Origin of the sequence: Fictibacillus tiangongensis (assembly GCF_048083785.1) — a bacterium.
Classification (GTDB): Bacteria; Bacillota; Bacilli; order Bacillales; family Fictibacillaceae; genus Fictibacillus.
The window spans coordinates 2,757,155-2,781,144 of record NZ_CP182294.1 but is presented as its reverse complement, the minus strand read 5'-3'; the positions used below and the strand labels follow the sequence as shown (position 1 = coordinate 2,781,144).

The 23,990-nt window shown below is 39.8% G+C and carries 21 protein-coding genes and 1 other annotated feature; of the genes, 20 read left to right on the top strand and 1 reads right to left on the bottom strand.

Translation table 11 applies throughout. From position 1 onward, the window contains the following. The first annotated feature begins 153 nt into the window (after window positions 1-153). The 9 genes from hemA to ysxE all read left to right on the top strand — a co-directional run bounded on the left by hemA (window position 154) and on the right by ysxE (window position 10,054). The gene (gene hemA / locus ACNJYY_RS14950) at window positions 154-1,521 is read left to right on the top strand and encodes a glutamyl-tRNA reductase (protein ID WP_416729105.1); all 1,368 of its coding nucleotides are present in this window, start codon (window positions 154-156) and stop codon (window positions 1,519-1,521) included. A 37-nt stretch (window positions 1,522-1,558) separates the two neighbouring features. Next, window positions 1,559-2,377, top strand: coding sequence for a cytochrome C assembly family protein (locus ACNJYY_RS14945; RefSeq protein WP_137788734.1), 819 nt, complete (start codon window positions 1,559-1,561; stop codon window positions 2,375-2,377). Between the two features lie 19 nt (window positions 2,378-2,396). Continuing rightward, window positions 2,397-3,329, top strand: coding sequence for a hydroxymethylbilane synthase (gene hemC / locus ACNJYY_RS14940; RefSeq protein WP_416729104.1), 933 nt, complete (start codon window positions 2,397-2,399; stop codon window positions 3,327-3,329). Continuing rightward, window positions 3,329-4,075, top strand: a complete 747-nt coding sequence (locus ACNJYY_RS14935) for a uroporphyrinogen-III synthase (RefSeq protein ID WP_416729103.1) — start codon at window positions 3,329-3,331, stop codon at window positions 4,073-4,075. The genes hemC and ACNJYY_RS14935 overlap by 1 nt, the downstream gene beginning before the upstream one ends. Window position 4,076: 1 nt before the next feature. Next, window positions 4,077-5,048 carry a porphobilinogen synthase gene (hemB, locus tag ACNJYY_RS14930; RefSeq protein WP_416729102.1) on the top strand — a complete coding sequence of 324 codons (972 nt, stop codon included), beginning with the start codon at window positions 4,077-4,079 and terminating at the stop codon, window positions 5,046-5,048. Between the two features lie 16 nt (window positions 5,049-5,064). Further along, window positions 5,065-6,351 carry a glutamate-1-semialdehyde 2,1-aminomutase gene (gene hemL / locus ACNJYY_RS14925; protein ID WP_416729101.1) on the top strand — a complete coding sequence of 429 codons (1,287 nt, stop codon included), beginning with the start codon at window positions 5,065-5,067 and terminating at the stop codon, window positions 6,349-6,351. Window positions 6,352-6,498: 147 nt separating this feature from the next. After that, window positions 6,499-8,052, top strand: a complete 1,554-nt coding sequence (locus ACNJYY_RS14920) for a LysM peptidoglycan-binding domain-containing protein (protein WP_416729100.1) — start codon at window positions 6,499-6,501, stop codon at window positions 8,050-8,052. Between the two features lie 14 nt (window positions 8,053-8,066). Then, window positions 8,067-8,984, top strand: a complete 918-nt coding sequence (locus tag ACNJYY_RS14915; RefSeq protein WP_416729099.1) for a hypothetical protein — start codon at window positions 8,067-8,069, stop codon at window positions 8,982-8,984. After that, on the top strand, window positions 8,981-10,054 hold the full coding sequence (ysxE, locus tag ACNJYY_RS14910; RefSeq protein ID WP_416729098.1) for a spore coat protein YsxE: 1,074 nt from the start codon (window positions 8,981-8,983) through the stop codon (window positions 10,052-10,054). Before ACNJYY_RS14915 ends, ysxE begins: the two co-directional genes overlap by 4 nt. A 29-nt stretch (window positions 10,055-10,083) precedes the next feature. On the opposite strand, the gene ACNJYY_RS14905 is transcribed toward ysxE, so the two are convergent. Continuing rightward, on the bottom strand, window positions 10,084-10,278 hold the full coding sequence (locus tag ACNJYY_RS14905; RefSeq protein WP_197222642.1) for a hypothetical protein: 195 nt from the start codon (window positions 10,276-10,278) through the stop codon (window positions 10,084-10,086). A gap of 168 nt (window positions 10,279-10,446) precedes the next feature. Beyond that, window positions 10,447-10,669 (top strand) — a binding site (T-box leader). Window positions 10,670-10,906: 237 nt separating this feature from the next. Between ACNJYY_RS14905 and ACNJYY_RS14900 the strand changes: the two genes are divergently transcribed. The 11 genes from ACNJYY_RS14900 (at window position 10,907) to minD (ending at window position 23,516) form a co-directional block, all read left to right on the top strand. Further along, window positions 10,907-13,555 carry a valine--tRNA ligase gene (locus ACNJYY_RS14900; protein WP_416729097.1) on the top strand — a complete coding sequence of 883 codons (2,649 nt, stop codon included), beginning with the start codon at window positions 10,907-10,909 and terminating at the stop codon, window positions 13,553-13,555. A gap of 77 nt (window positions 13,556-13,632) precedes the next feature. After that, complete coding sequence (locus ACNJYY_RS14895; RefSeq protein WP_416729096.1) at window positions 13,633-14,931, top strand: bifunctional folylpolyglutamate synthase/dihydrofolate synthase; 1,299 nt, start codon at window positions 13,633-13,635, stop codon at window positions 14,929-14,931. Window positions 14,932-15,039: 108 nt separating this feature from the next. Next, window positions 15,040-16,761 carry a diguanylate cyclase gene (locus ACNJYY_RS14890; RefSeq protein ID WP_416729095.1) on the top strand — a complete coding sequence of 574 codons (1,722 nt, stop codon included), beginning with the start codon at window positions 15,040-15,042 and terminating at the stop codon, window positions 16,759-16,761. A gap of 110 nt (window positions 16,762-16,871) precedes the next feature. Continuing rightward, on the top strand, window positions 16,872-17,867 hold the full coding sequence (locus ACNJYY_RS14885; RefSeq protein WP_416729094.1) for a hypothetical protein: 996 nt from the start codon (window positions 16,872-16,874) through the stop codon (window positions 17,865-17,867). Between the two features lie 288 nt (window positions 17,868-18,155). Further along, entirely contained in the window at window positions 18,156-18,746 is a 591-nt protein-coding gene (locus ACNJYY_RS14880) for a Maf family protein (protein WP_416729093.1), read from the top strand. A gap of 32 nt (window positions 18,747-18,778) precedes the next feature. After that, window positions 18,779-19,450, top strand: a complete 672-nt coding sequence (gene radC, locus ACNJYY_RS14875) for a RadC family protein (protein WP_416731886.1) — start codon at window positions 18,779-18,781, stop codon at window positions 19,448-19,450. 72 nt (window positions 19,451-19,522) lie between these two features. Further along, window positions 19,523-20,560, top strand: a complete 1,038-nt coding sequence (locus tag ACNJYY_RS14870) for a rod shape-determining protein (protein ID WP_137788747.1) — start codon at window positions 19,523-19,525, stop codon at window positions 20,558-20,560. Between the two features lie 14 nt (window positions 20,561-20,574). After that, entirely contained in the window at window positions 20,575-21,447 is an 873-nt protein-coding gene (gene mreC, locus ACNJYY_RS14865) for a rod shape-determining protein MreC (protein WP_066396538.1), read from the top strand. Then, window positions 21,444-21,965 (top strand): rod shape-determining protein MreD, encoded by a 522-nt coding sequence (mreD, locus tag ACNJYY_RS14860; RefSeq protein ID WP_144698800.1) that lies wholly within the window; start codon window positions 21,444-21,446, stop codon window positions 21,963-21,965. Before mreC ends, mreD begins: the two co-directional genes overlap by 4 nt. Window positions 21,966-22,028: 63 nt before the next feature. Further along, complete coding sequence (gene minC, locus ACNJYY_RS14855; protein WP_416729092.1) at window positions 22,029-22,706, top strand: septum site-determining protein MinC; 678 nt, start codon at window positions 22,029-22,031, stop codon at window positions 22,704-22,706. A gap of 15 nt (window positions 22,707-22,721) precedes the next feature. Then, the gene (minD, locus tag ACNJYY_RS14850; RefSeq protein WP_066396533.1) at window positions 22,722-23,516 is read left to right on the top strand and encodes a septum site-determining protein MinD; all 795 of its coding nucleotides are present in this window, start codon (window positions 22,722-22,724) and stop codon (window positions 23,514-23,516) included. Window positions 23,517-23,990 lie beyond the last annotated feature (474 nt).

Sequence of the window (23,990 nt, the reverse complement as noted above, 5' to 3'; positions counted from 1 at the left end):
ATGGTTATCCTAAAACTGCTATACACGACACCAAAAAGATAATAAATACATCATAGCATAAACGTTTAAATTCTGTTCACATTATTGGATATTCCGTATTTTGGGACATGTTATAATTAATAAAGAACATACATAATTAAGGGAGGTGAGCGCATGCATATTCTAGTGGTTGGACTTAATTACAAAACGGCACCCGTAGAAATTCGGGAAAAAGTTTCTTTTCAGCCAGCTGAATTAACGGATGCGATCTCTACACTCCGAAAACAAAAAAGTATACTTGAATGTGTAATCGTTTCTACGTGCAACCGTACTGAGATCTATGCAGTTGCCGATCAGCTTCATACCGGAAGATACTACATCAAATCTTTTTTGGCGGACTGGTTTTCAATTGATAAAGAAGAACTTTCACCATTCTTGAGCATCAGAGACGGAGAAGCAGCAGTTGAGCATCTATTCCGTGTAGCTGCTGGTTTGGATTCTATGGTGATTGGTGAAACACAAATCCTTGGTCAAGTAAGAGATGGATTCTTGGAATCACAAAAACTTGATGCAACAGGAACTATATTTAATAAACTCATGAAACAAGCGATCACATTTGCGAAGAGATGTCATTCAGAAACGGATATCGGGGAAAATGCGGTATCGGTTAGTTATGCAGCTGTCGAACTCGCGAAAAAAATCTTTGGTGGTCTACAAAATAAAACCATTTTAATCGTAGGTGCAGGTAAGATGGGTGAGCTTACAGCGAAACATCTGCATGCGAGCGGTGGAAATGAAGTTCTTGTAATCAACCGTACTTTTGAAAAAGCACAAGAGGTAGCTAAAAAGTTTCATGGTATAGCACATCCTTTTGAAGATCTTGAGAGTTTGCTCATAAGAGCGGATATTGTGATCTCTTCTACAGGAGCTAGTGAATTTGTCATTACAAAGAAAATGGCAGCACCAGCTGTTAAAAAACGCAAAGGTCTTCCACTGTTCATGGTAGATATTGCTGTACCTCGTGACTTAGATCCTGAGCTTCATGATTTAGAGAGCGTTTTTCTGTATGATATTGATGATTTAGAAGGTATTGTAGAGTCTAACCTTGCTGAACGAATGAAAGAAGCGGAAAAGATCGAAATTATGATCGAAGCCGAAATTGTCGCTTTCCAATCATGGATTTCAATGCTTGGTGTAGTTCCGTTAATTTCTGCTTTGCGAGAAAAGGCATTGAACATACAAGCGGAAACCATGCAGAGCATCGAACGCAAGCTGCCGGATCTTACCGATCGAGAAAGAAAAATTTTAAGCAAACATACGAAGAGTATCGTGAATCAATTACTTCGTGATCCTGTGACAAGAGCCAAAGAGATGGCTGGCGAACCAGGAGCTGAAGAACAGTTGCAATTATTTACTGAGATCTTCGGACTTGAAGATTATTTGGATAAACAGAAGCAGTTGGAAACAGCATTTGCTGCAAACGTCGAAGAGAAGTCTTCACTAACAGATGAAGTTGTTCCTTCGGCTGTAGTAAGAACTTAAGCTCTCGTTTCCCTCGAGCTCATGGAGTGTGAGCAAAATGAATTGGATATATGATCTGACTATCGTTCTATATGCACTTAGCATCATAGGCTATTTTATAGATTTCCTTCAAAACAACCGGAAAGCAAACCGATTTGCTTTCTGGTTGCTTTCTATTGTCTGGGTACTTCAAACGGTCTTTTTTGTGTTAAGGATGCTGAAAGACCAACGGTTTCCTATATTAACACCTTCAGAAGGCCTGTTTTTTTATGCATGGATCCTCGTGACGTTTTCGGTTGTCATGAGCAGGTTTTTTCGGGTTGATTTTTTAGTGTTTTTTACGAACATTCTAGGTTTCTTGCTCGTTTCGATCCACTTGTTTGCTCCAACAGGACAAGCGAGCGCTGTGCTTGAAAAACAGCTGATCTCAGAGCTACTGATCATCCATATAACGATGGCATTCATCTCATACGGAGCATTCTCACTCTCTTTCATATTCTCGTTCATGTATCTTCTTCAGCATGGCATGTTAAAACGAAAGAAATGGAGTAAAAGGCTGCAGCGTTTTGGCAGTCTATCGTACTTAGAGAAACTTTCTTTTCGATTGAATACGATCGGAGTACCGTTACTCTTGCTTAGTCTAATATTAGGAGTGGTATGGGCATTCTGGAAAATAAGTGACTTTACACTTCTTGATGCCAAAGTCATCTCGTCATTTATTGTCCTTTTAGTTTATAGTACTTACCTCTATCAAAAGGTGGGAAGAGGTGTGCAAGGTAAAACGCTAGCGCTTTGGAACACTGCTGCGTTCTTAGTTGTTTTGATCAACTATTTCTTAGCGTCGACGTTCACTGAATTTCACCTTTGGTATAAGTAAAGAATAGGAGATTCATATCATGAGGAAAATTATAGTAGGGTCAAGAAGAAGTAAATTAGCGATCACACAAACAAACTGGGTGATCGAACAATTAAAGAAGTCAGGAATGCCTTTTGAATTTGAAGTGAAAGAGATCGTAACAAAAGGGGATATCATTCTTGATGTTACACTCTCAAAAGTAGGCGGAAAAGGCTTATTCGTAAAAGAGATCGAACAAGCGATGTTAGATAAAGAGATTGATATTGCCGTTCACAGCATGAAGGACATGCCATCTGAACTGCCTGATGGGCTCGAGATCGGCTGTACACCTAAACGCGTAGATCCAAGAGATGCTCTAATATCTGAAAAGTATTCTTCCTTAAGAGAGCTTCCTGCTGGTGCTATTGTCGGAACAAGTTCTTTAAGAAGAGCAGCACAGATTCTGAACAGACGCCCGGATCTAGAGATTAAATCTATTCGAGGTAATATCGATACTCGTCTCAACAAGTTAAAGTCTGGTGAGTTTGATGCGATCATTCTAGCTGCTGCAGGACTTGAAAGAATGGGATGGTCCACTGATGTTGTAACTGAATACTTAGACATAGACTTGTGTCTTCCTGCTGTAGGACAAGGTTCATTAGCTATCGAATGCAGAAGTGAAGATCTAGAAGTAAAAGAACTGTTAGCTACACTGAACGACCCTTATACGTTTGATACGGTTTCAGCAGAACGCTCTTTCTTAAATACGCTAGAAGGAGGCTGCCAAGTTCCAATTGCCGCATTCGCAACGATGGACGACAACCAAGAGGTCTCTTTAACGGGTCTTGTTGCAGATCCTGAAGGAAAGACCGTGTTAAAAGAAATGAAGTCAGGCAAAGATCCGTACCGCGTAGGTGTAGAGTTAGCTGAAGAGTTAAAAACATTAGGTGCGAAAAACATATTAGATACAGTTAAAAAGGATTTAAATTCATAATGAATACATCTATAGGACCACTAGCAGGTAAGCGAATACTTGTTACACGGCCGAAAGAGCAGGCAGCGCCATTAATCTCACTCATACGAGAGAACGGCGGACTCCCTCTTTCTTTTCCTATTGTCTCTATAAAAAGTGTTAAGAACGATGTGTCCTTGTTAAACAATCTATCGACTTACCAATGGATCATTTTCACGAGCAAAAATGGAGTAGATCATTTTTTTCAACTGATTTCTGATTCTAATCTCACTTTGGGAGATGTTAAGTTTGCCGCAGTTGGTGAGAAAACAGCTGAAGCATTAAGATCGAGAGGGATTACATCTATAGTTGTGCCCAAACACTTTCATGCAGAAAGCTTAGTGAAGACGTTAAGAAAAAACGTCTTACCTCATGAAAAAATTCTATTTCCAAAAGGGAATCTAGCTCCATCTTTCATTAAAGAGGAGCTGAGAGGTACAGCTTTAATAGATGAGTTAGTTGTTTACAAAACTGAATCAGAAGATCATTTAGATTGGTCGCTCGTGCATCAAGCAGATTGTCTTTTTTTCATGAGTCCTTCTGCCGTAACTTTCATGAGTAGAGGGTTGGACACAGAAGAAGTTCTTAAGAAACCTGTGATCTGTGTTGGACCAACAACGAAAAAAGCTGCAGAAGAAAGCGGATATCATCGAGTGCTAATGCCTAAGCAATTTACCGCAGAAGATATGGTAAACTGTGCCATCTCTTATTTTCAAGGAGGAAGTTAATATGAATTTTCAGCGTCATCGTCGTTTAAGAAAATCAGCATCCATGCGTTCACTAGTACGTGAAACGCATCTTCATGTTTCAGATTTTATCTATCCATTGTTCTTTGTCGAAGGAGAGAACATTAAAAAAGAAGTCCCTTCTATGCCAGGTGTGTATCACCTATCATTGGATCTTCTTCAAGAAGAGGTAAAAGAAATCGAAAGCCTTGGCATTCAGTCTATTATCGTTTTTGGTGTGCCAGCTGAAAAAGACGATTGCGGAAGTTCAGCTTATGATCATAATGGAATCGTACAAAAAGCCATCTCACAAATTAAGGAAGTTGCTCCATCACTAACTGTCATTGCAGATACTTGTTTATGCCAATTTACAGACCATGGACACTGTGGCGTGATCGAAAATGGTGAAGTGTTGAACGATGAAACATTGACTTTGCTCGCAAAGACAGCTGTATCACAGGCAAAAGCTGGAGCAGATATCATCGCACCTTCAAACATGATGGATGGTTTTGTTGCAGCGATCAGACAAGGCCTTGACGAAGCTGGATTCTATGATGTTCCGATCATGTCTTATGCAGTAAAATATGCATCATCCTTCTATGGTCCTTTCCGTGATGCAGCGCATAGCACACCACAGTTCGGGGATAGAAAAACGTACCAGATGGATCCGGCGAACCGACTTGAAGCACTACGAGAGGCAGAATCAGATGTTGCTGAAGGCGCTGATTTCTTAATGGTTAAGCCAGCTCTTTCTTACCTAGATATTCTAAGAGAATTAAAAGATAGATATCCTCTTCCACTAGTAGCTTACAACGTGAGTGGAGAGTACTCTATGATAAAAGCTGCTGCTATGAACGGATGGGTAGACGAGAAGAGTATCGTACTTGAGAAATTGATCTCTATGAAACGAGCAGGAGCAGACTTGATTATTACGTATTTTGCCAAAGATGCTGCAAGATGGCTGAAGGAAAAATAAGGAAAGAGGTGTTGGTATGAGAAGTTTTGAAAAATCGATCGCTGCTTTTCAAGAAGCGAAAGATGTTATGCCTGGAGGAGTTAACAGTCCTGTACGCGCATTTAAATCTGTAAAGATGGATCCTGTGTTTATGGAACGTGGAAAAGGATCTAAGATTTATGATATCGATGGTAATGAATATATCGATTATGTTTTGTCATGGGGACCATTAATTCTTGGCCATGCTGACGATCAAGTAGTAGAGGCGCTTAAGCGAACGGCTGAACTGGGAACAAGTTTTGGTGCGCCTAATGAAATGGAAACAAAACTTGCAAAGCTTGTGATCGACCGTGTCCCTTCAATTGAAGTCGTTCGAATGGTAAACTCTGGTACAGAAGCGACAATGAGTGCTCTTCGTTTAGCTCGAGGATACACAGGACGAAGCAAAATCGTTAAATTTGAAGGGTGTTATCATGGACACGGGGACTCCTTATTGATCAAAGCAGGCTCTGGTGTTGCTACGCTTGGTCTGCCTGATTCTCCAGGTGTTCCAGAAGGTATCGCACAGAATACGATCACGGTTCCATACAATGACCTAGAGAGCTTACAAGTAGCTTTTGATCAATTTGGAGAAGATATCGCTTGTGTGATTGTTGAACCTGTTGCAGGTAACATGGGTGTAGTTCCTCCGCAAAAAGGGTTTTTAGAAGGCATTCGAAAAATGACTGAACAACATGGTTCACTATTGATTTTTGACGAAGTAATGACAGGCTTCCGAGTAGATTATGAATGTGCACAAGGTTATTTTGGAGTAACACCTGACCTAACTTGTTTAGGTAAAGTAATAGGAGGAGGTCTGCCTGTTGGCGCATATGGCGGGAAACGAGAAATCATGGAACAGATCGCGCCAAGCGGACCGATCTACCAGGCAGGAACGTTATCAGGAAACCCTCTAGCGATGGCTGCAGGTTATGCTACACTTTCGCAACTTACAAAAGAGAGTTACACATATTTTCAAAAACTTGGCGATCAATTAGCTAACGGAATATCTGAAGCTGCTGAGCATTTCGGAGTGGCACATACGATCAACCGTGCAGGAAGCATGATCGGCTTCTTCTTCACGAATCAAGATGTTATCAATTACGAAACAGCTAAGCAATCCAATTTAGATCACTTTAACGCTTGCTTTAAAACGATGCTTCAAGAAGGGATCTCGCTGCCTCCTTCACAATTTGAAGGTTTATTCTTATCAACTGCTCATACTGAGGAAGATATTAATAAAACCATCGCAGCGTTCAAAAAGGCTTTTTCACAATTAAAATAGTCATGTTTATTGTAGCGTCCGCTTACTTTCAGCGGACGCTATTTTTGTTTTTTTAGAACCTCTTATCTAATAAAAATCATATTTCGTCCTGTTCACTCATACACCTATATTGTATAACTATATGCAACCTGAAAGGAGGAGAAGGGCATGAGTCAATCGAAGCTGCGTTTCTCCATTGAGGAGTCTGTTTGGCTAAAGAAGGGACAGGAAGTAGCTGAAGTTTTGTCGATGTCACTAGATCCTGAGATTCAAATCACTGAGGAAGCCGGACAGGTTTATATCAAGGGAGCCCTTATTTTAAATGGCAGATACCGGTCAGAAAAACAAGACCAGAATGAGGGTGTAACAGATCAGAATACGCTCTCTGAGAGCATGTCTTACCGCTCTCTTACTCAGCTGAATGTGGCAGAAGATGGGATGACAGAACTTGTGCACCGTTTTCCAGTCGATATCACCATTCCGTCTTATCGTGTAGAAGATTCAAATGAGGTAAAAGTGGAAGTTGAATCGTTTGAATATGAACTTCCAAACTCAACTTGCTTTGAACTTTCTGCATCGATTTGTATTTATGGGATTAAAGATGAGAAGCAGCGTCAAGATAGTCCTGCATATGATCTTCCAAAAGAAGCGGTTCGAACAAGTGCTGTCGAAGAAAAAGCATTGCAGAAAGAAGAAAAACAAGATATTTTTACTCCTTTCCAGTTTGAAGCACGTCAAAGTGGGGGTGTACCTTCACAGTCTTCACACCTTAATGAATTTGCAGCTAGGTTTGATGAAAAAGAAGCTGACGTTCGTGCTGAAAAGTCAACACCATTTGAATTTAAGCCGCATTTTGAGGCACAAGATGATCGAACGATGGAAGCTACATTCGATTCTTTAAAAGCTATTGCTTTCTCAATGAACGATACAAGAAATAATGATTCTTCATCTTTAGAAAAGGCTGATTCAGATGAAGAGCATTCAGAATTTTATGGAGAAGTAGAAGAGATGGAAGAAAATAATGAAACAGAAGCTTATGATCATGTAGAAGGTGATCATGAGAGCTATGATGCTTCTTATCAAGAAGCTGAAGATTCACAATCAAACTATCCTCAATACGATCAAACTTATCAAGATACGAATAGACCTTACACCTACAATCCATATCAGCAGCACGAAGCTTACCAGCAACAAACTTCATACCAGAATCAAGGTGGATATCAGCAAGAAGAGGAATACCAGCAACAAGAAACTTATCAGCAACAAGATGCTTATCAACAGCAATCCAATCAGTATGGAAATTATCAATATCAGCAAAATGCATCACAACGTCCTTCATACGAATATGGAGAGCAATCGTATGAGGCTGAGCAAGAATACGAGAATGTGAACTACAACGAAGCAGAAGAAGATCAAGAAAACTCTTATGAATCCTACGATACGAGTTATGAAGAATATGAGGCTGAAGCAGAACCGATGCAAATGAATGAAGAGCGGGAGGAACCTAAAGATGAAAATGCTCTTTATTTAACAAAGATGCTTTCTGCTAAAGAAGAACGTTTTTCCAAGATGAAGATGTACATTCTTCAACGAGGAGATTCTTTAGAACATATCTGTGAGAGATATGATATCTCATTGAATACACTCATGCGTATGAATCAACTGCAACAAGGTGAGGTGTCCGAGGGGCAGATCATATATATCCCAGTCAGTTCACGTTAAGTCGAGGTGCTATTATGGAGCTGATCAACACCTTAGAAAAAGAATATGAACTTTATGGGATACGGTGGAAAGAAAGACCGTATCTGATCATGACTGATTATGGAGAAAAACGAATTCGTTATTGGAGCGAAAAAGATAATCTAAATTGGCACATTAGATGGCGCGATGAGTCCTCGAAAGGCTCTAGCGCCGTGCCAGATCGTATGATTCGTACTAAAAGCGGTGAAGCTGCCATAAAATATGGAAACAGGTGGCTTACTGTTCATGATCATACAAAAGAATGGTATGGATGTGAAGATATAGAGCGTTGGGGTCAATTCATTGGTACGTTGCTAAATACGGCTATGTCTTCGGATAACCAAGACGTTTTTGTGAAACAAACCAGACAGCCTGTTTTTGATCTGAATCAGTGTATAACGCGCGCTCAAAAGTATTTAGAAGCGAACTTCCAATGTATGGTTACAAGTATAAAAGAGAGTAAACAACGATTAGAATTTTCTCATGCTATCAAAAATAACGTGAGAAATCATCCATTGCCTGTTCTTGATGGAGAGCTAAGTATAAAGAATGGAAGGAAAATCTTTCACTTCTTATTTTATCAAGGCAGTGAAGCTTTACCCATTAAGGGATATCTGCCACTTCGTAAGTTTTTAGTTGAGTGGCTCGAACAAACATCGCCTTCTTCATTAAAATTTTTGTTAACGGAGGTGAATAAGCATTTTTCTTTGGAAAGTGAGCAAGGATTATTACTTTTAGCTGAGGTGGTCACACCTTGGGAACTTTATGACTGTTTAGATCAACTTGATAACAGCTCACTTGAAAGAATGATAGACGGCTTGAAGAAATATGAAGTTTGCTGGGAAAGTAATCGAACATTGGTCAAAACAGTAACTGAATGGTTTGATGAAAAAAGAAGGAAGGTGGCCCTATGACAACGGAAAAAGATACATTAAATTACGGGCCCGTCCTTTTTCATTATGATCTATTTCCCGAGAAGTTAGAGCAGCATGGGAAGGTTAAGAAGGTCATAACGAAAAGGGGTACATTTGCACTGAAAGAAGCAGAGATGACAGAGGACGAAAGAAGCTGGTTTACGCATGTGATTCAGCGTCTCTCTGAGATTGGTTTTCATCAGGTGGTTCCTCTCTACCCAACTAAGTTCGGTGATTATACCGTCCAGTTAGGATCTAGGACGTATTATCTAATGCCATGGTTTGCGTCAGATGAAAGAAATGAGAGAGCAAAAGACGAAGTTCTTATCGATCATTTAGGAAAAATCCATGCGTTAACACTAAAAGAGCAGGACTTTTCGAATGAAGTGGTCGAACATTCGTATCAGTATCTCATGAACAGATGGGAAAATAGGCAATATGAGATGGAGAGATTTACAGAAGAAGCAGAACAGAAAACGTATATGTCTCCCTTTGAACTAACCTATCTCAGTCACTTTCATCAGATTATGAGAATGACAGAAGAAGCAAAAAGAAGATTAAAAGAGTGGTATGAAACGTGTCAAAGAGAAAAACGTTACCGGAGCGTACTTTGTCACGGGAAGGTTTCAAGAAATCACTTAATCTTTAACCCCACTGGGGAAGGTCATCTACTCAATTTTGAAAAAGCTGTTCTCGATACACCGATCAGAGATTTAGCGGTATATTTTCGAAGAGCGGCTCATCAAAAAGAATGGACTCCCGATGAAGGTAAAATGTTATTAGATCTGTATGAAAAACATGTACCGCTGCTAAACGAAGAAAGAGGATTATTAATTAGTTATTTATCTTATCCTGAACCTGTGTTTAATGCAGTGGATCTTTATTGCATGAAACGCAATGATTATTCTCAAATTGAAATGGTGCATAGGCTTGAGAGCAGAATAAGAGCGATGAAGAAAATCCGGGATTTCTGTGATGCGATTATGATGGCTCCACCACCTGCACCAATGGAACCGACAGATTCAATTCCAACAAAAATTCACATAAATGATGATGGAGATCACATATAGCGACTATATGTGATCTTTTTTTATTTTTTTTAAAGAACATCATAAGCGAAACACACATGGAGGATGACTAAGGTTAAAAGGATGATAAAATCAACAGCAGATGGAAATAGTATCGTCCTTAAAAGCTGAAAGACAATAAGTGGCGCAGTCAATTGTCCGATTGTTTGTTTGAGGGTGATAAACCACCCTGGAAAACGTGTTTTTCGAAAATACTTTCTAGACAAGACAAGCCCTCCAATCGCCCATTTTTTATACTTTATGCAGTAATTTGATTAATGTGAAAGACAGGCTGTCACGAAAGAAGGGTCAAAAGCATAGAATAACTTTTACAAGTTACGGCAATACTATTGACTAAAAACAGATAAGTTGTATAAAATATATTCAGATTCTATATTGTCGCGTAGACAGGGAATAGTACAACACAACACCTTTTAGAGAGAGGATTCATCTGCTGAAAGAATCCTTAAGGATAGTTAGTTGGAAGTCGCCCTTGAGCATCTTCTCTGAAACAAGAAGTAGGAGAAGACGGTCCATCCGTTATTCATGAGTGTACAGCAAGTTTATTTAGACTTGCCGTAAATAAAGGTGGTACCGCGGAGTCCTTTCGTCCTTTTTGACGAGAGGGCTTTTTGTTTTTTAGAAAGGCTGTTTTCGTAAACTTAGTTGCTTAGAAAGTGTTGATTTCCGTCACAGGCTGCTCGCTTTCCACGGGGCAGGCGGTGAGCCACATTCGTACGTTTCACGTATAAGGCTCTCACCTGTCCTTCCACTCCAATCAACTGTCAAAGGTAGCAGGAATTTAAAGCAACAACCTTTAGAAAAGAGCGTATAGAAATAAAGGAGGAGAAAAGAATGACGAACGAACAGAAAGAACTGACGATGCCAACGAAATATGATCCGAAGGCTACAGAAGAAAATCGTTATGACTTTTGGTTAAAAGGCAAATTTTTTGAAGCAAAGAGTGAAGAAGGGAAACAGCCGTATACGATTGTAATCCCACCTCCTAACGTAACAGGGAAACTGCATCTCGGCCATGCATGGGATACAACTCTCCAGGATATCTTAACTCGAACAAAACGTATGCAAGGATACGATGTTCTATGGCTGCCTGGAATGGACCATGCGGGTATTGCGACACAAGCGAAAGTTGAAGGAAAGCTTCGTGAAGAAGGGATTTCTCGATATGACTTAGGACGTGAGAAATTTCTAGAGAAGTCATGGGAATGGAAAGAAGAGTATGCAGAGTTCATTCGTAAGCAATGGGCCAAACTAGGACTCGGTTTAGATTATTCTCGTGAACGCTTTACATTAGATGAAGGATTGTCTGAAGCTGTTAAAGAAGTTTTCGTTACGCTTTATGAAAAAGGCTTGATCTACCGCGGTGAGTATATCATCAACTGGGATCCGAAGACGAAAACTGCTCTTTCTGATATTGAAGTTATCCATCAAGATGTTCAAGGTGCGTTCTATCATATGAAGTATCCATTAGCTGATGGGTCTGGACATATAGAAGTAGCTACAACTCGTCCTGAGACGATGCTTGGTGATACAGCGATCGCTGTACATCCGAAAGATGAGCGTTATCAACATTTAATCGGCAAGAAAGCGATCCTGCCAATCGTTGGACGTGAGATCGAAATTGTTGGAGATGATTATGTTGATATGGAATTTGGTTCAGGAGCTGTAAAAATTACACCTGCGCATGATCCGAATGATTTTGAGATCGGAAACAGACACAACCTTGAGCGTATCCTTGTAATGGATGAAGGCGGTCAGATGAACGACAATGCTGGTGCTTACCAAGGACTAGACCGTTTTGAGTGTCGAAAGCAGATCGTTAAAGATCTTCAGGAGCAAGGCGTACTGTTCAAGATCGAAGAGCATATTCATTCTGTTGGTCACTCTGAACGTAGTGGAGCAGTCGTTGAACCATATCTTTCTACACAGTGGTTTGTTAAGATGCAGCCGTTAGCAGATGAAGCGATCAAGCTTCAAAAAGGTGAAGATAAGATCAACTTTGTTCCTGATCGCTTCGAGAACACGTATATGCGTTGGATAGAAAACATTCGTGACTGGTGTATCTCTCGCCAACTTTGGTGGGGTCACCGAATCCCTGCATGGTTCCACAAAGAAACGGGAGAGATCTATGTTGGCAAGACAGAACCGAAAGATCCGGAAAATTGGGAGCAGGATACAGATGTTCTAGACACGTGGTTCTCATCTGCTCTGTGGCCGTTCTCAACGATGGGTTGGCCTGATGAGGAAGCGGCTGATTACAAGCGCTACTTCCCAGGAAACGTACTAGTAACAGGTTACGATATCATTACGTTCTGGGTTTCAAGAATGGTCTTCCAATCGATCGAGTTTACGGAACAAAAGCCGTTTAATGATGTACTGATTCACGGTCTCGTTCGTGACTCCGAAGGAAGAAAGATGAGTAAATCACTCGGCAATGGTGTTGACCCGATGGATGTTATCGAGAAGTATGGAGCGGATGCATTACGTTTCTTCTTATCTACAGGAAGTTCACCAGGAAACGATCTTCGTTTTTATTGGGAAAAAGTAGAGTCTACTTGGAACTTTGCTAATAAGATCTGGAACGCATCACGTTTCGCATTGATGAACATGGATGGCATGCAATACGATGAGATTGATCTAAGCGGAAAAAAATCGTTAGCAGATCAATGGATTCTGACTCGATTAAATGAGACGACAGAAGGTATCACACGTTTGATCGATGCTTACGAATTCGGTGAAGTGGGACGCCTGCTCTATAACTTTATCTGGGATGACCTATGTGATTGGTACATTGAAATGGCGAAACTTCCACTCTATGGGGAAGACGAAGAAGCGAAGAAAACAACTCGTTCTGTTCTAGCTCACGTGTTAGACCAAACGTTAAGATTGCTTCATCCTTTCATGCCGTTTATTACAGAAGAAATCTGGCAGCACTTGCCTCATAAAGGTGAATCGATCACGATTTCTGCTTGGCCAGAAAAGCGCGAAGATCTTCATTTCCCTGAAGCAGCAAAAGAATTTGCGCTGATTACTGAAGTGATCCGTTCAGTTCGTAACATTCGTTCTGAAATGAACGTTGCACCTAGTAAGCCGATCGAACTGCAGATCAAACCAAAAAATAAAGAAATCCTTACAGCTCTTGAATCAAACCGTCACTATTTAGTTCGTTTCTGTAACCCTGGTGAACTTATCATCTCAGATGAGATCTCAGCACCTGAGAAGAGCATGAGCACGATTTTAACAGGTTTAGAAATGTACCTTCCACTTGAAGGGTTGTTAAATATTGATGAAGAAATTAAGAGGCTTGAAAAAGAAGCAGAAAAATACGCGAAAGAAGTAGAGCGCGTTCAGAAAAAATTAAGCAATGAAGGCTTTATGAAGAAGGCGCCTGAAAAGGTTATAGAAGAAGAGCGTGCAAAAGAAGCGGATTATCAAGAAAAATATGATAACGTATTAGCACGTATTAAAGAACTTCAAAGCTAACACATCATCTATATGAGGCGAATCCTTATTTCAGCAGGGATTCGCCTTCTTTATGATTAAAGAAAGGCGGAATTAACATGGATACATATCGAGAAGCATTAGAGTGGATTCATAGCTTATTAAAATTTGGTATAAAACCAGGACTGAAACGAGTGGAATGGCTTTTAGAACGAACTGGAAATCCTGAAAAGAAGATAACGTGTATACATATTGCTGGGACGAACGGTAAGGGATCGACTGTAGAATATATAAGAAGCATCATGAATGAAGCGGGCTATTCGGTAGGTACATTTACATCTCCTTATCTTATTTCCTTCAATGAGAGAGTATCGCTGAACAGAATACCTATTTCGGATGAAGAGTTGCTTCATTATGCAAGAATTGTAAAACCGCTCGTTGAAGAAGCTGCTATAACGGATTTAGGTAGCCCTACTGAGTTTGAAGTGATTACCGTCATTTCACTGCTTTACTTCGCTGATAAACAACCTGATATCGTTGTGTACGAAACAGGCCTTGGCGGTCTATACGATTCTACTAACGTGATAACGCCTATTCTAAGCCTCATCACCAATATAGGGTTTGATCATATGGGCATACTCGGTGAAACGCTTAAAGAGATAGCCTTTCAAAAGGCCGGGATCATCAAGCAGGATGTACCCGTTATTACAACAGCCGACCAAACTGAAGCACGTGAAGTCATCCAACTGAAAGCGAAAGAAGTGAATGCAGAGAACTACTTCATTGATCGTGATTTTTCTATTGAGCATATTGAAAGTACAGATAGTGGTGAAAAATTTATCTATACAGATACGGAAAATAAAAGAAGTGTGGAACTTGAAATTTCTATGATGGGAACGCACCAGATCAAGAATGCAGGATTAGCGGTTGCAGCTGTTATGTTCTTAACAAGAGCTCATAGATATGACGTTTCGCTCTCTACGATAACGGATGGACTTCGTAAAGCAAATTGGGCTGGAAGATTTGAAAAAGTATCACATTCACCCGATATAATCATTGACGGAGCTCATAACGAACAAGGTGTTGCAGCTCTTAAACAAACTCTGAACAATCATTACGGAGAAAAGCGAATCTTTCTTTTGTTTGCGGCATTAGAGGATAAGGCGTATGCAACGATGTTGCAGGACTTAGTCAGTGTCGTTTACGAAGCGTGCTTTACGACCTTTGATTTTCCAAGAGCAGCATCTGCAGAACAATTATTGAGAGAAAGCCCCCTGGAAAATTCATATAGCATCTCTTCTTGGAGTGAGGCATTACAGCATATAAAAGATCAATTACAGGAAGATGATGTTCTCGTTATTACAGGATCGTTATACTTTATTTCAGAAATCAGAAAAACATTTCAGAATTCGGAATAACATTTATTGTAATTTTTAGAACTTTTGATAAAATAAAAGATAATGAATTTGTCCTAGTAAAAAAGATGTGTATTTTAAACCTTCATTATAGGAAAGGGGGATAAGGTAATGGCGTCTCGAATGGCAAATCGAAACAAACGTATAATTCTTACAGTGGCTTGGATTTTCTTATTCCCGCTCGCGATTTGGACGGCTGTCCAGATGACGAGTAATCAGCCTGATATCAATGTAATCGATCTTGGTATTATAAGCTTTTTAGCGATCGTTGTTTCTTGTTTCCCGATCAAAGTAATGAATACGAACATCTCTTTCATGTCTGGAATCAATCTAGCCGTTTTCTTATATTTTGGACTAACAGTTGCCTTATATGTAACACTCTTGTCTTTATTCGCGATGTTCATCTCATTAAAAGTTCATGTTATAAAAGAATATTACAGATATATGGCGAACACCCTCATGTTTTCTTGGTTAATCATCTGCGAAAGCACTGTCTTTCATCTCTTAGGAGGTGAAGTGGGACCGTTTGCAGGAGACGAATCTATTAATCTGATCCCTGTTGTCGCTTATGTATTAACGGGGTTAGTCTTAAATCACGTTGGTCTATACTACATCGTAAAAGTGCTATACGAAGAAGATGTTGCTTTTTTTGAGCGTGATGCAGTTTGGGACTTCGTATCTGAAGTTCTAGCTATTCCTGTAGGTCTCATGTTATATGTTCTATATTCTCAACTGGGGCGCCCTGGAATCTTCTATGTGGGTCTACCATTTCTTTCATTATCTATCATTATAAACCTCTATCATGTTAGTCAACAGATTAACGATGCTCTTCAAAAAGCGAGTGAAATCGGACAGCAGCTTTCTGAACATTTAAAAGTGAACCATATACTAGATGTTTTTATAGAAAGACTAATTGGTTTTATGAATGTTGATTTTGCTTTCATTTATGATGCTGATGCAGGAGAACATCTAAAAATCATTCGGCAATATGAAAGTGAAGAAGGAATTCTCACCACAGTTCCTATAAAAAAACATGAAGCGATCAGTGGAAGAGTATGGTCGACAGGTAAGAGTATCCGTTATAGCAAATTGAAGCCATGGAGACAGATATCAGACGTTTTCTTTCAAGGAAAAGCACATTCTGTACTCTCCGTTCCGATGATCAGAAATCAAAAGATTGTAGGTATTATCACTTTTGCTTCAAAAGAAAAACACGCTTTTCAAAAGCATCACTTGATCATCCTGGAGATCTTAGCAAACTATTTAGCAGTAGCGATCGATAATGCAAGAAACTACGAATCCACAAAGTTAAAAAGTGAACAATGTTCTTTAACAGGTTTATATAATTACAGATATTTCGAGAACATTCTCACCGAAATGTATCAAAACTATGAATATTTTAGAAAGCAGTTCTCGATCATCTTATTGGATATCGATCACTTCAAAAAAGTAAATGATACATATGGTCACCAAAGCGGGAATGAAGTATTGATCCTCTTGGCTAGAAGGCTAGAAGAATTTATTGGTGATCGAGGAACGGTCGCAAGGTATGGTGGAGAAGAATTTATTATCTTGCTGCCTGAATCAGGAGACAGAGCGGGCATCCAAGTAGCTGAACAACTGCGTTCTGTTATTTCAGATCAAGGATTTGATATACATAATGACCTCACCGATCAATGCAGACATACCATCTACATAACAGCAAGCATCGGTGTTGCAACCGCTCCTCATCAAGGAGAAGATGCACTCACATTAGTACGAAACGCAGATCGCGCCATGTATACAGGCGCAAAACAACAAGGAAGAAATAAAGTTGCCGCTTATATCGGTTAAAGAATCTAGGGAGTATTACCCCTAGATTTTTTTATGTTCCTACCTTTTTCTTGTTCTATTAAATCGATAAAAGCATATGTTTTAGTAGATGATAGAGAGGAGCGGATGATATGAAACAAGAGATATCCATCTTAATCAATGGTAAAGAAACGAACTATAGTGAAGATCAAACACCTGTTAACGAGCAACCCGTTCATAATGATGAGGTTGCTGCTGCCATCGAGGAAGTGAACAGAGGAGGATATACAATCCTGGCAACTTCTCTCAAGAAACGTGAAAACTTTTTCAAAAGAAAGAACGGACATGTGCTGAACAAGAGGACAAGCTTCCTTGTTCCCAACAATGGGAAAGGCTTTCCTAAGCAAATTGTTGCAGCAATAATGGGGGCTATCGTTACGGGAACCATATTGGGGGTATTAGTCTTAACGGTATTCTCTTCAGATATCACGGAAACTGGAGATAAAGTGACAGAGGCTCCAACGGTTCATACAGAAAAAGCAGCTGATACTGGCAAATCTGTAACGATAAGGCCGATAAAATTAGATTTCTCGGCACTGCAAGCGGGTGTCTTCTCATCAAAAGATCGAGCTGAAGGAGTTGTGAAATCAATAGAAGAAAAAGGGTTTTCAGCAGTTATTTTCAAATCGGAAGAGAAGTATTCTGTAATTGTGGGTATTGGTAATGAGAAGCATCAATTAGATAAATTTAATGATGCTTACCAAAAAGAAATGGATAAGCCGCTTTTTAAATCACTCTCGTTTTCTTTTGATCAATTGAAAACACCGACAAAGTTAGATGAAACCTATTTTACGAATGGTCAGATTCTGCTTCAAAATACACTCACCCTCTCTCAGATGCCAGAAGCAAGTGGCTCTGGTCTTGATAGGACACTTAGTGATTTTAATAAGTGGAAAGAGTATGGAAAAGGGCAAAAAGGAAAGTGGAGTGAAAGTACAACGAAAGCAGCATCAGATTTTGAAAAGCAGCTTGAAGGCGCTTTTCTAGCGTTAAAGGATTCAAAAAAGGGAGAACTGAACTGGGCTTTTCAGCAAAAAGTAATGGATAGCCTGCAGTCTTATACGAAGCTTCTTGCAACATTAAAGTAAAAAATGAAGAAACTAAAAAAGGTATGGCTCGATTCTTGAGTCATACCTTTTTTAGTGTCCGACAAGTTTGAGTGTAATTGTGTAAAACAAAATGTGTTGATTGATAGCTTTTAAGAATTTTGTCGGAATTCGTCAATGAATTTTGTCATTTGCCCACATAAAATCCGGTAAAGAACCGAAAAACTAATAGAAGTATGTTTTTCGGCGTAATTTGTCTAATTTTAACAAGTTTGCTATTGTAAATCTGTACGTAACTTTACACCAATGAATTAGATGAAAGGTGATTACATGAAACGCCTCATATTAGCCTCTGCTTCACCTCGAAGATATGAACTTCTGTCATTAACGCTTCTTCCATTTGAAACGTATCCAAGTACACTTGAAGAAAAAATGGATCTTTCCCTTACTCCAAGTCAATTGGTTGAATCACTGGCTGAACAGAAAGCTGCTGATATTTTTACTCAAAAACCAGATTGTGTGGTCTTAGGTGCAGATACAATTGTATCTTATCAGAATAATCGTCTTGGCAAACCGAAGGATCGGATTGAAGCTGCCGAAATGTTAAGGATGCTCTCTGGTCAAACACATGAAGTTTACACGGGAGTCTGTTTAATAGATCAAACAAAAAAAGTGATTTTCTCAGTTAAGACAAGTGTTACTTTCTACACTCTAGATGAAAATACGATTGATTGGTATTTAAACACCGGTGAACCATTTGATAAAGCTGGCAGTTATGGAATCCAAGGGTCTGGATCGCTATTAGTTGAGAAAATTGATGGTGATTACTTCAATGTTGTAGGATTACCGATCTCTAAGGTGGTTCGGTCACTAAAAGATTTCGGATTTTCATTCACCGAGTCAGTCACGAAGACTGAATAATAGGGGGGACGTAAGTGGTAACGAAGCCGCTTATGATAAAAGATTACCCATTACAGGAGAGGCCGCGAGAAAGACTTTTAAATGATGGTCCTGAAGCGCTCTCCAACTATGAATTGTTAGCTATTCTTTTAAGAACGGGTACGAAGCAAATGTCGGCTATCCAGCTTGCCCATCATATCATTCAGCAATTTGAAGGATTAAGGCAGCTAAAAGAAGCAACAATTGGTGAATTGAAAGAGATCAACGGTATAGGATCTGCAAAAGCAGTGGAACTGATGGCTGCTATGGAGCTTGGAAAGCGTATCAGCCGTCTTCAGTTTGAAGAAAGGTACACGATACGTTCACCTGAAGATGGGGCTAGATATCTGATGGATGAACTGCGTTTTTTACAGCAAGAACACTTCGTTTGTTTGTATTTAAACACTAAAAATCAAGTGCTTTATAAAAAAACAGTATTTATAGGAAGTCTGAATACCTCTATTGTACATCCGCGAGAAGTATTTAAAGAAGGCTTTAAACGTTCTAGTGCTTCAATCATCTGCTTTCATAATCATCCTAGCGGTGATCCTGCTCCAAGCAGGGAAGATATTGAAGTAACAAAAAGATTAGTAGAGTGCGGAAAGATGTTGGGAATTGAAGTGTTAGATCACATTATAATCGGTGATCAAAGATACGTAAGTTTAAAAGAAAAAGGATATGTTTAACATTGTCTTTTGTTTCTTTTTTAGCGTATAATCAAACTTATGAGTTTTGCTTGATGAAAGGAGTCTACATAAATGTTTGGTGGATTTTCAAGAGATTTAGGAATTGATTTAGGAACTGCAAACACACTTGTTTACGTGAAGGGCAAGGGTGTTGTTGTGCGTGAACCTTCCGTTGTTGCTTTGCGTACTGACACAGGTTCAATTGAAGCAGTAGGTAATGCTGCAAAGAATATGATTGGACGTACTCCAGGTAATATCGTTGCCGTACGACCAATGAAAGATGGAGTTATTGCTGATTTTGAAACAACAGCTACAATGATGAAATATTTTATTCAGCAAGCCCAAAAAAACCGCTCTGTTTTCGCACGTAAACCATATGTGATGGTCTGCGTACCATCAGGAATTACTGCAGTTGAAAAACGTGCGGTAGAAGATGCGACTAAACAAGCGGGAGCTCGTGAAGCATATACGATCGAAGAACCTTTTGCTGCTGCAATTGGTGCAGATCTTCCTGTATGGGAGCCAACAGGAAGCATGGTCGTTGATATCGGTGGAGGTACGACTGAAGTTGCAATTATTTCACTAGGTGGAATCGTTACAAGCCAGTCTATCCGAATTGCTGGAGATGAAATGGATGACGCAATCATCGCTTACATTAAAAAGACTTACAATCTTATGATCGGTGAAAGAACTGCTGAAACACTTAAACTAGAAGTAGGTTCAGCTGGTGCGCCTGATGGTATCGAGGATATGGACATCCGCGGTAGAGATTTGTTGACAGGTCTTCCAAAAACGATTACGATTACGGCGGAAGAAGTTTCCAGTGCGTTGCGTGATACTGTTAATAGCATCATGGATGCTGTTAAAGTAACTCTTGAGAAAACACCACCTGAACTTGCTGCTGATATTATGGATCGTGGTATTGTTCTAACAGGTGGAGGTGCTTTATTAAGAAACTTGGATAAAGTAATCAGTGAAGAGACGAAGATGCCTGTTATCGTGGCTGAGAACGCGTTGGATTGTGTAGCAGTTGGGACTGGCCGTGCGCTTGAAAACCTGCACCTTTTTAAATCCAAGGCTGGTATAACTTCTAGATCTAAATCCAAGTAAGTAGGTGTATTTTCATGCCACATTTTTTTTCGAATAAACGCCTTATCATTCTACTAGTCAGTATTATTATTCTAGTAGCTCTGATTGGTTTTTCGATGAAAAAAAGGGAAAGCCTAACCTTACCTGAACAGTTTTTAAAAGATTCTGCAGGACTAACACAAACGATTTTCTATAAACCCGCTAATACACTAGCGGGTTTCTTTGAGAATTTAGCTGAAATGAAGCAGCTCTACAAAGAGAATCAAATGTTAAAAGCTAGGTTAGATGAGTACGCAAAACTTTATGTACAGTATGAGGAAGCTAAAAAAACAAACGAAACACTTAAAGCACAATTAGACAAAGAAGAAGATCTCACCGATTTTAAAGTGAGAGAAGCGACTGTGATCGGCCGTTCCCCTGACCAATGGAACCAATTTATCTACATTAATAAAGGGGAAAAAGATGGTATTAAACCAAAGATGGCAGTCATTTCACCGCAAGGGTTTATTGGAAAAGTGACTAATGTGTCCTTGTTCCAATCAACGGTTCAGTTGATCAGTGATAATGATCGTACGAATCGTTTCTCTGCCATCGTTCAAGGTGAGAAGAACATCTTTGGAACAATTGAAGGTTATGATGCAAAAAAACAGGCGTTAGTGTTTAAAAAGATACCTGTAGATGCAAAGATCAAGAAAGGCCAAAAGGTCATTACTTCTGGTCTTGGAGATGTCTTTCCGCCCAACCTGCTCATCGGAGAAGTTATTGATATCGAACCAGATGAAGTGGGCTTAACACAAACGGCTTATTTAAAGCCTTCAGCAGATCTTTATGATATTGATCATGTGATGGTGCTTGAACGTGAAATGCCTGCAGTGGATGAAAGTTTAAGAGAAAAGGAGGAAGAATGATGAAAAAAGTCTTTCTTCCTTTTCTTATCTATTTAGCTTTTATAAGTGAAAGCTCTTTAGTACAAGCTTTCTTGCCTCAGGATAATAGTATGGATTGGCAGCTGGTTCCTCGTTTTTCAATGGTATTAATCTTGTTTGTTGCCATATATGTAAACACGACATACGGACTTTTGTATGGTCTTGCTTTCGGTCTGCTCACTGACCTTTTGTATACAGACATCATTGGTGTGTATTTGTTTTCAATGGCTGCTACAGCATACATTACATCAATTTTTTCAAGATATTTATTTGGGAACTTGATCGTGACTTTGCTTCTGTCCGTAGTAGGGGTTTCCATTTTAGAGTTTTTTGTATATGGTTTGAACAGTCTTATCGGGATCAGTACTCAGATGTTAGATGTATTCCTGTATAAAAGATTGTTGCCTACCCTCATCTTAAACGGTTTCTTTGCGATACTCATTTATTATCCGTTTGTAAAGCAGTTGAACCAAATAAAGGATACTCTAAAAGAAAACTAACTTCTGCAAAGAGGAATTTAGACCTAGCTGTCGAATGTTAGTACGTTGAGGTGAACAATGGCAATGGTACAAAAACTCCAGCACAGCGTTACAATTAAAGGAACAAAAGACGGCCTCGTTTTATTGTTGGATGATAAGTGTTCCTTCGATCTATTAGTCGAGGAGCTTAATGATAAGTTAACCGCCGGAAGCAGCCAGATGTTAAATGGCCCTGTCATATCCGTTAAAGTAAAAGCAGGGAATCGTTATTTGACAGCTGAACAAAAAGAGAAATTAATGGAAGTTCTTAAACAAAAAGAAAATCTTAACTTAGATCATATTGAGTCAGAGGTTATCACAAAAGCTGAAGCCGAAGAGATGAGAAAAGATGCTCAAGTAGTAACCGTTTCAAAAGTCGTCAGATCAGGTCAGGTGCTTGATATTCAAGGAGACCTGCTTCTGATCGGCGATGTTAATCCTGGGGCAACAGTTATGGCAACAGGAAACATTTATATTCTTGGTTCGCTAAAAGGAATCGCTCACTGCGGCACGAAAGGCAACGAAGAAGCGATCATTGCAGCATCCGTAATGAAACCTTCTCAACTCAGGATTGCTCACCATATTAATAGAGCGCCAGACTCTTATCCCGAACTAGGAAATGAGATGGAGTTTGCTTACATATCCAATGAAGAAAAACAGATTCGTATTGATCGAATCAGTGCTGTTCATCGATTAAGACCGAAACTGAACAGTTTGCTATAGAAAGGGGAATGAAGCATGGGAGAAGCGATAGTCATAACGTCTGGGAAAGGTGGAGTCGGTAAAACGACGACTTCTGCCAATTTAGGTACTGCTCTAGCTCTTTCTGGAAAAAAAGTTTGTCTTGTAGATACAGATATCGGGTTGAGAAACTTAGATGTATTGATGGGACTTGAGAATCGCATCATCTATGATCTTGTTGATGTAGCAGAAGAACGCTGCAAGCTTAAACAGGCTTTAATAAAAGATAAGCGCTTTGAGTGTTTGTACCTGCTCCCAGCAGCTCAAACAAAAGATAAATCTTCCATTACCCCTGAACAAGTGAAAAAGATCGTTCAGGAATTAAAGCAAGATTATGATTATGTGATTATTGACTGCCCTGCAGGTATTGAACAAGGTTTCAAGAATGCCATCGCAGGCGCAGATAAATCAATTGTTGTAACGAACCCTGAAACTGCTTCTATGCGTGATGCTGACCGCATTATCGGGCTTTTAGAACAAGAGGATATGGAACCGCCTAAACTTATTGTGAATCGTCTTCGTAATCATCTTGCTAAAAACGGTGATATGTTAGATGTTGATGAGATCGTCTCGGTACTTTCCATCGAACTTCTTGGAGTCGTGATCGACGATGAGAACGTAATCAAAGCTGCGAACAAAGGTGAACCCGTTGCGTTGCAGCCTGACTCGAAGGCTTCAATCGCGTACCGTAATATCGCAAGAAGAATTTTAGGTGAGTCTGTTCCACTTCTATCTTTAGAAGAAGACAAAGGTTTCTTTGGAAAGATCAAGACATTATTAGGTATGAAATAAGCATCGGCTTCTAGCTGATGCTTTTTTTGAGCTCTTACTCTGAGGATTTGAAAGGGATTGATTTCCGTTCCAGGATGCTCGCTTTCCGCGGGGCGACCGGTGAGCCACTTGCCGCTTTGCGCCTCTAAGTGTCTCACCTGACCGCTCGTCCCGCAGGAGTCTCGCACCTTACACTCCAACTTTCCAAAGATGTTTTAACAAAGGTATAACCAGCAGGCTTTGTTCTTGAACGAGGCAACCTTACGCTTAGGTGTGCAAGGAGCAACTTACAAGAAAGAGCTTTCTCGTTGCATGCTCTGTCAGTGGCTTGTAAGGTAGTGTTGCACCATTCACTCCAATCTAGATGTATATGGAGCTTTTGGATTTCTTCTTTTGCAACATATGCAAGTTGATTGGAGCGGAAGGTTGCCGACTCCTATGGGACGAGCGGTCAGGTGGAGACTCCTAACGGCGCGTAGCGGCAGGAGGCTCACC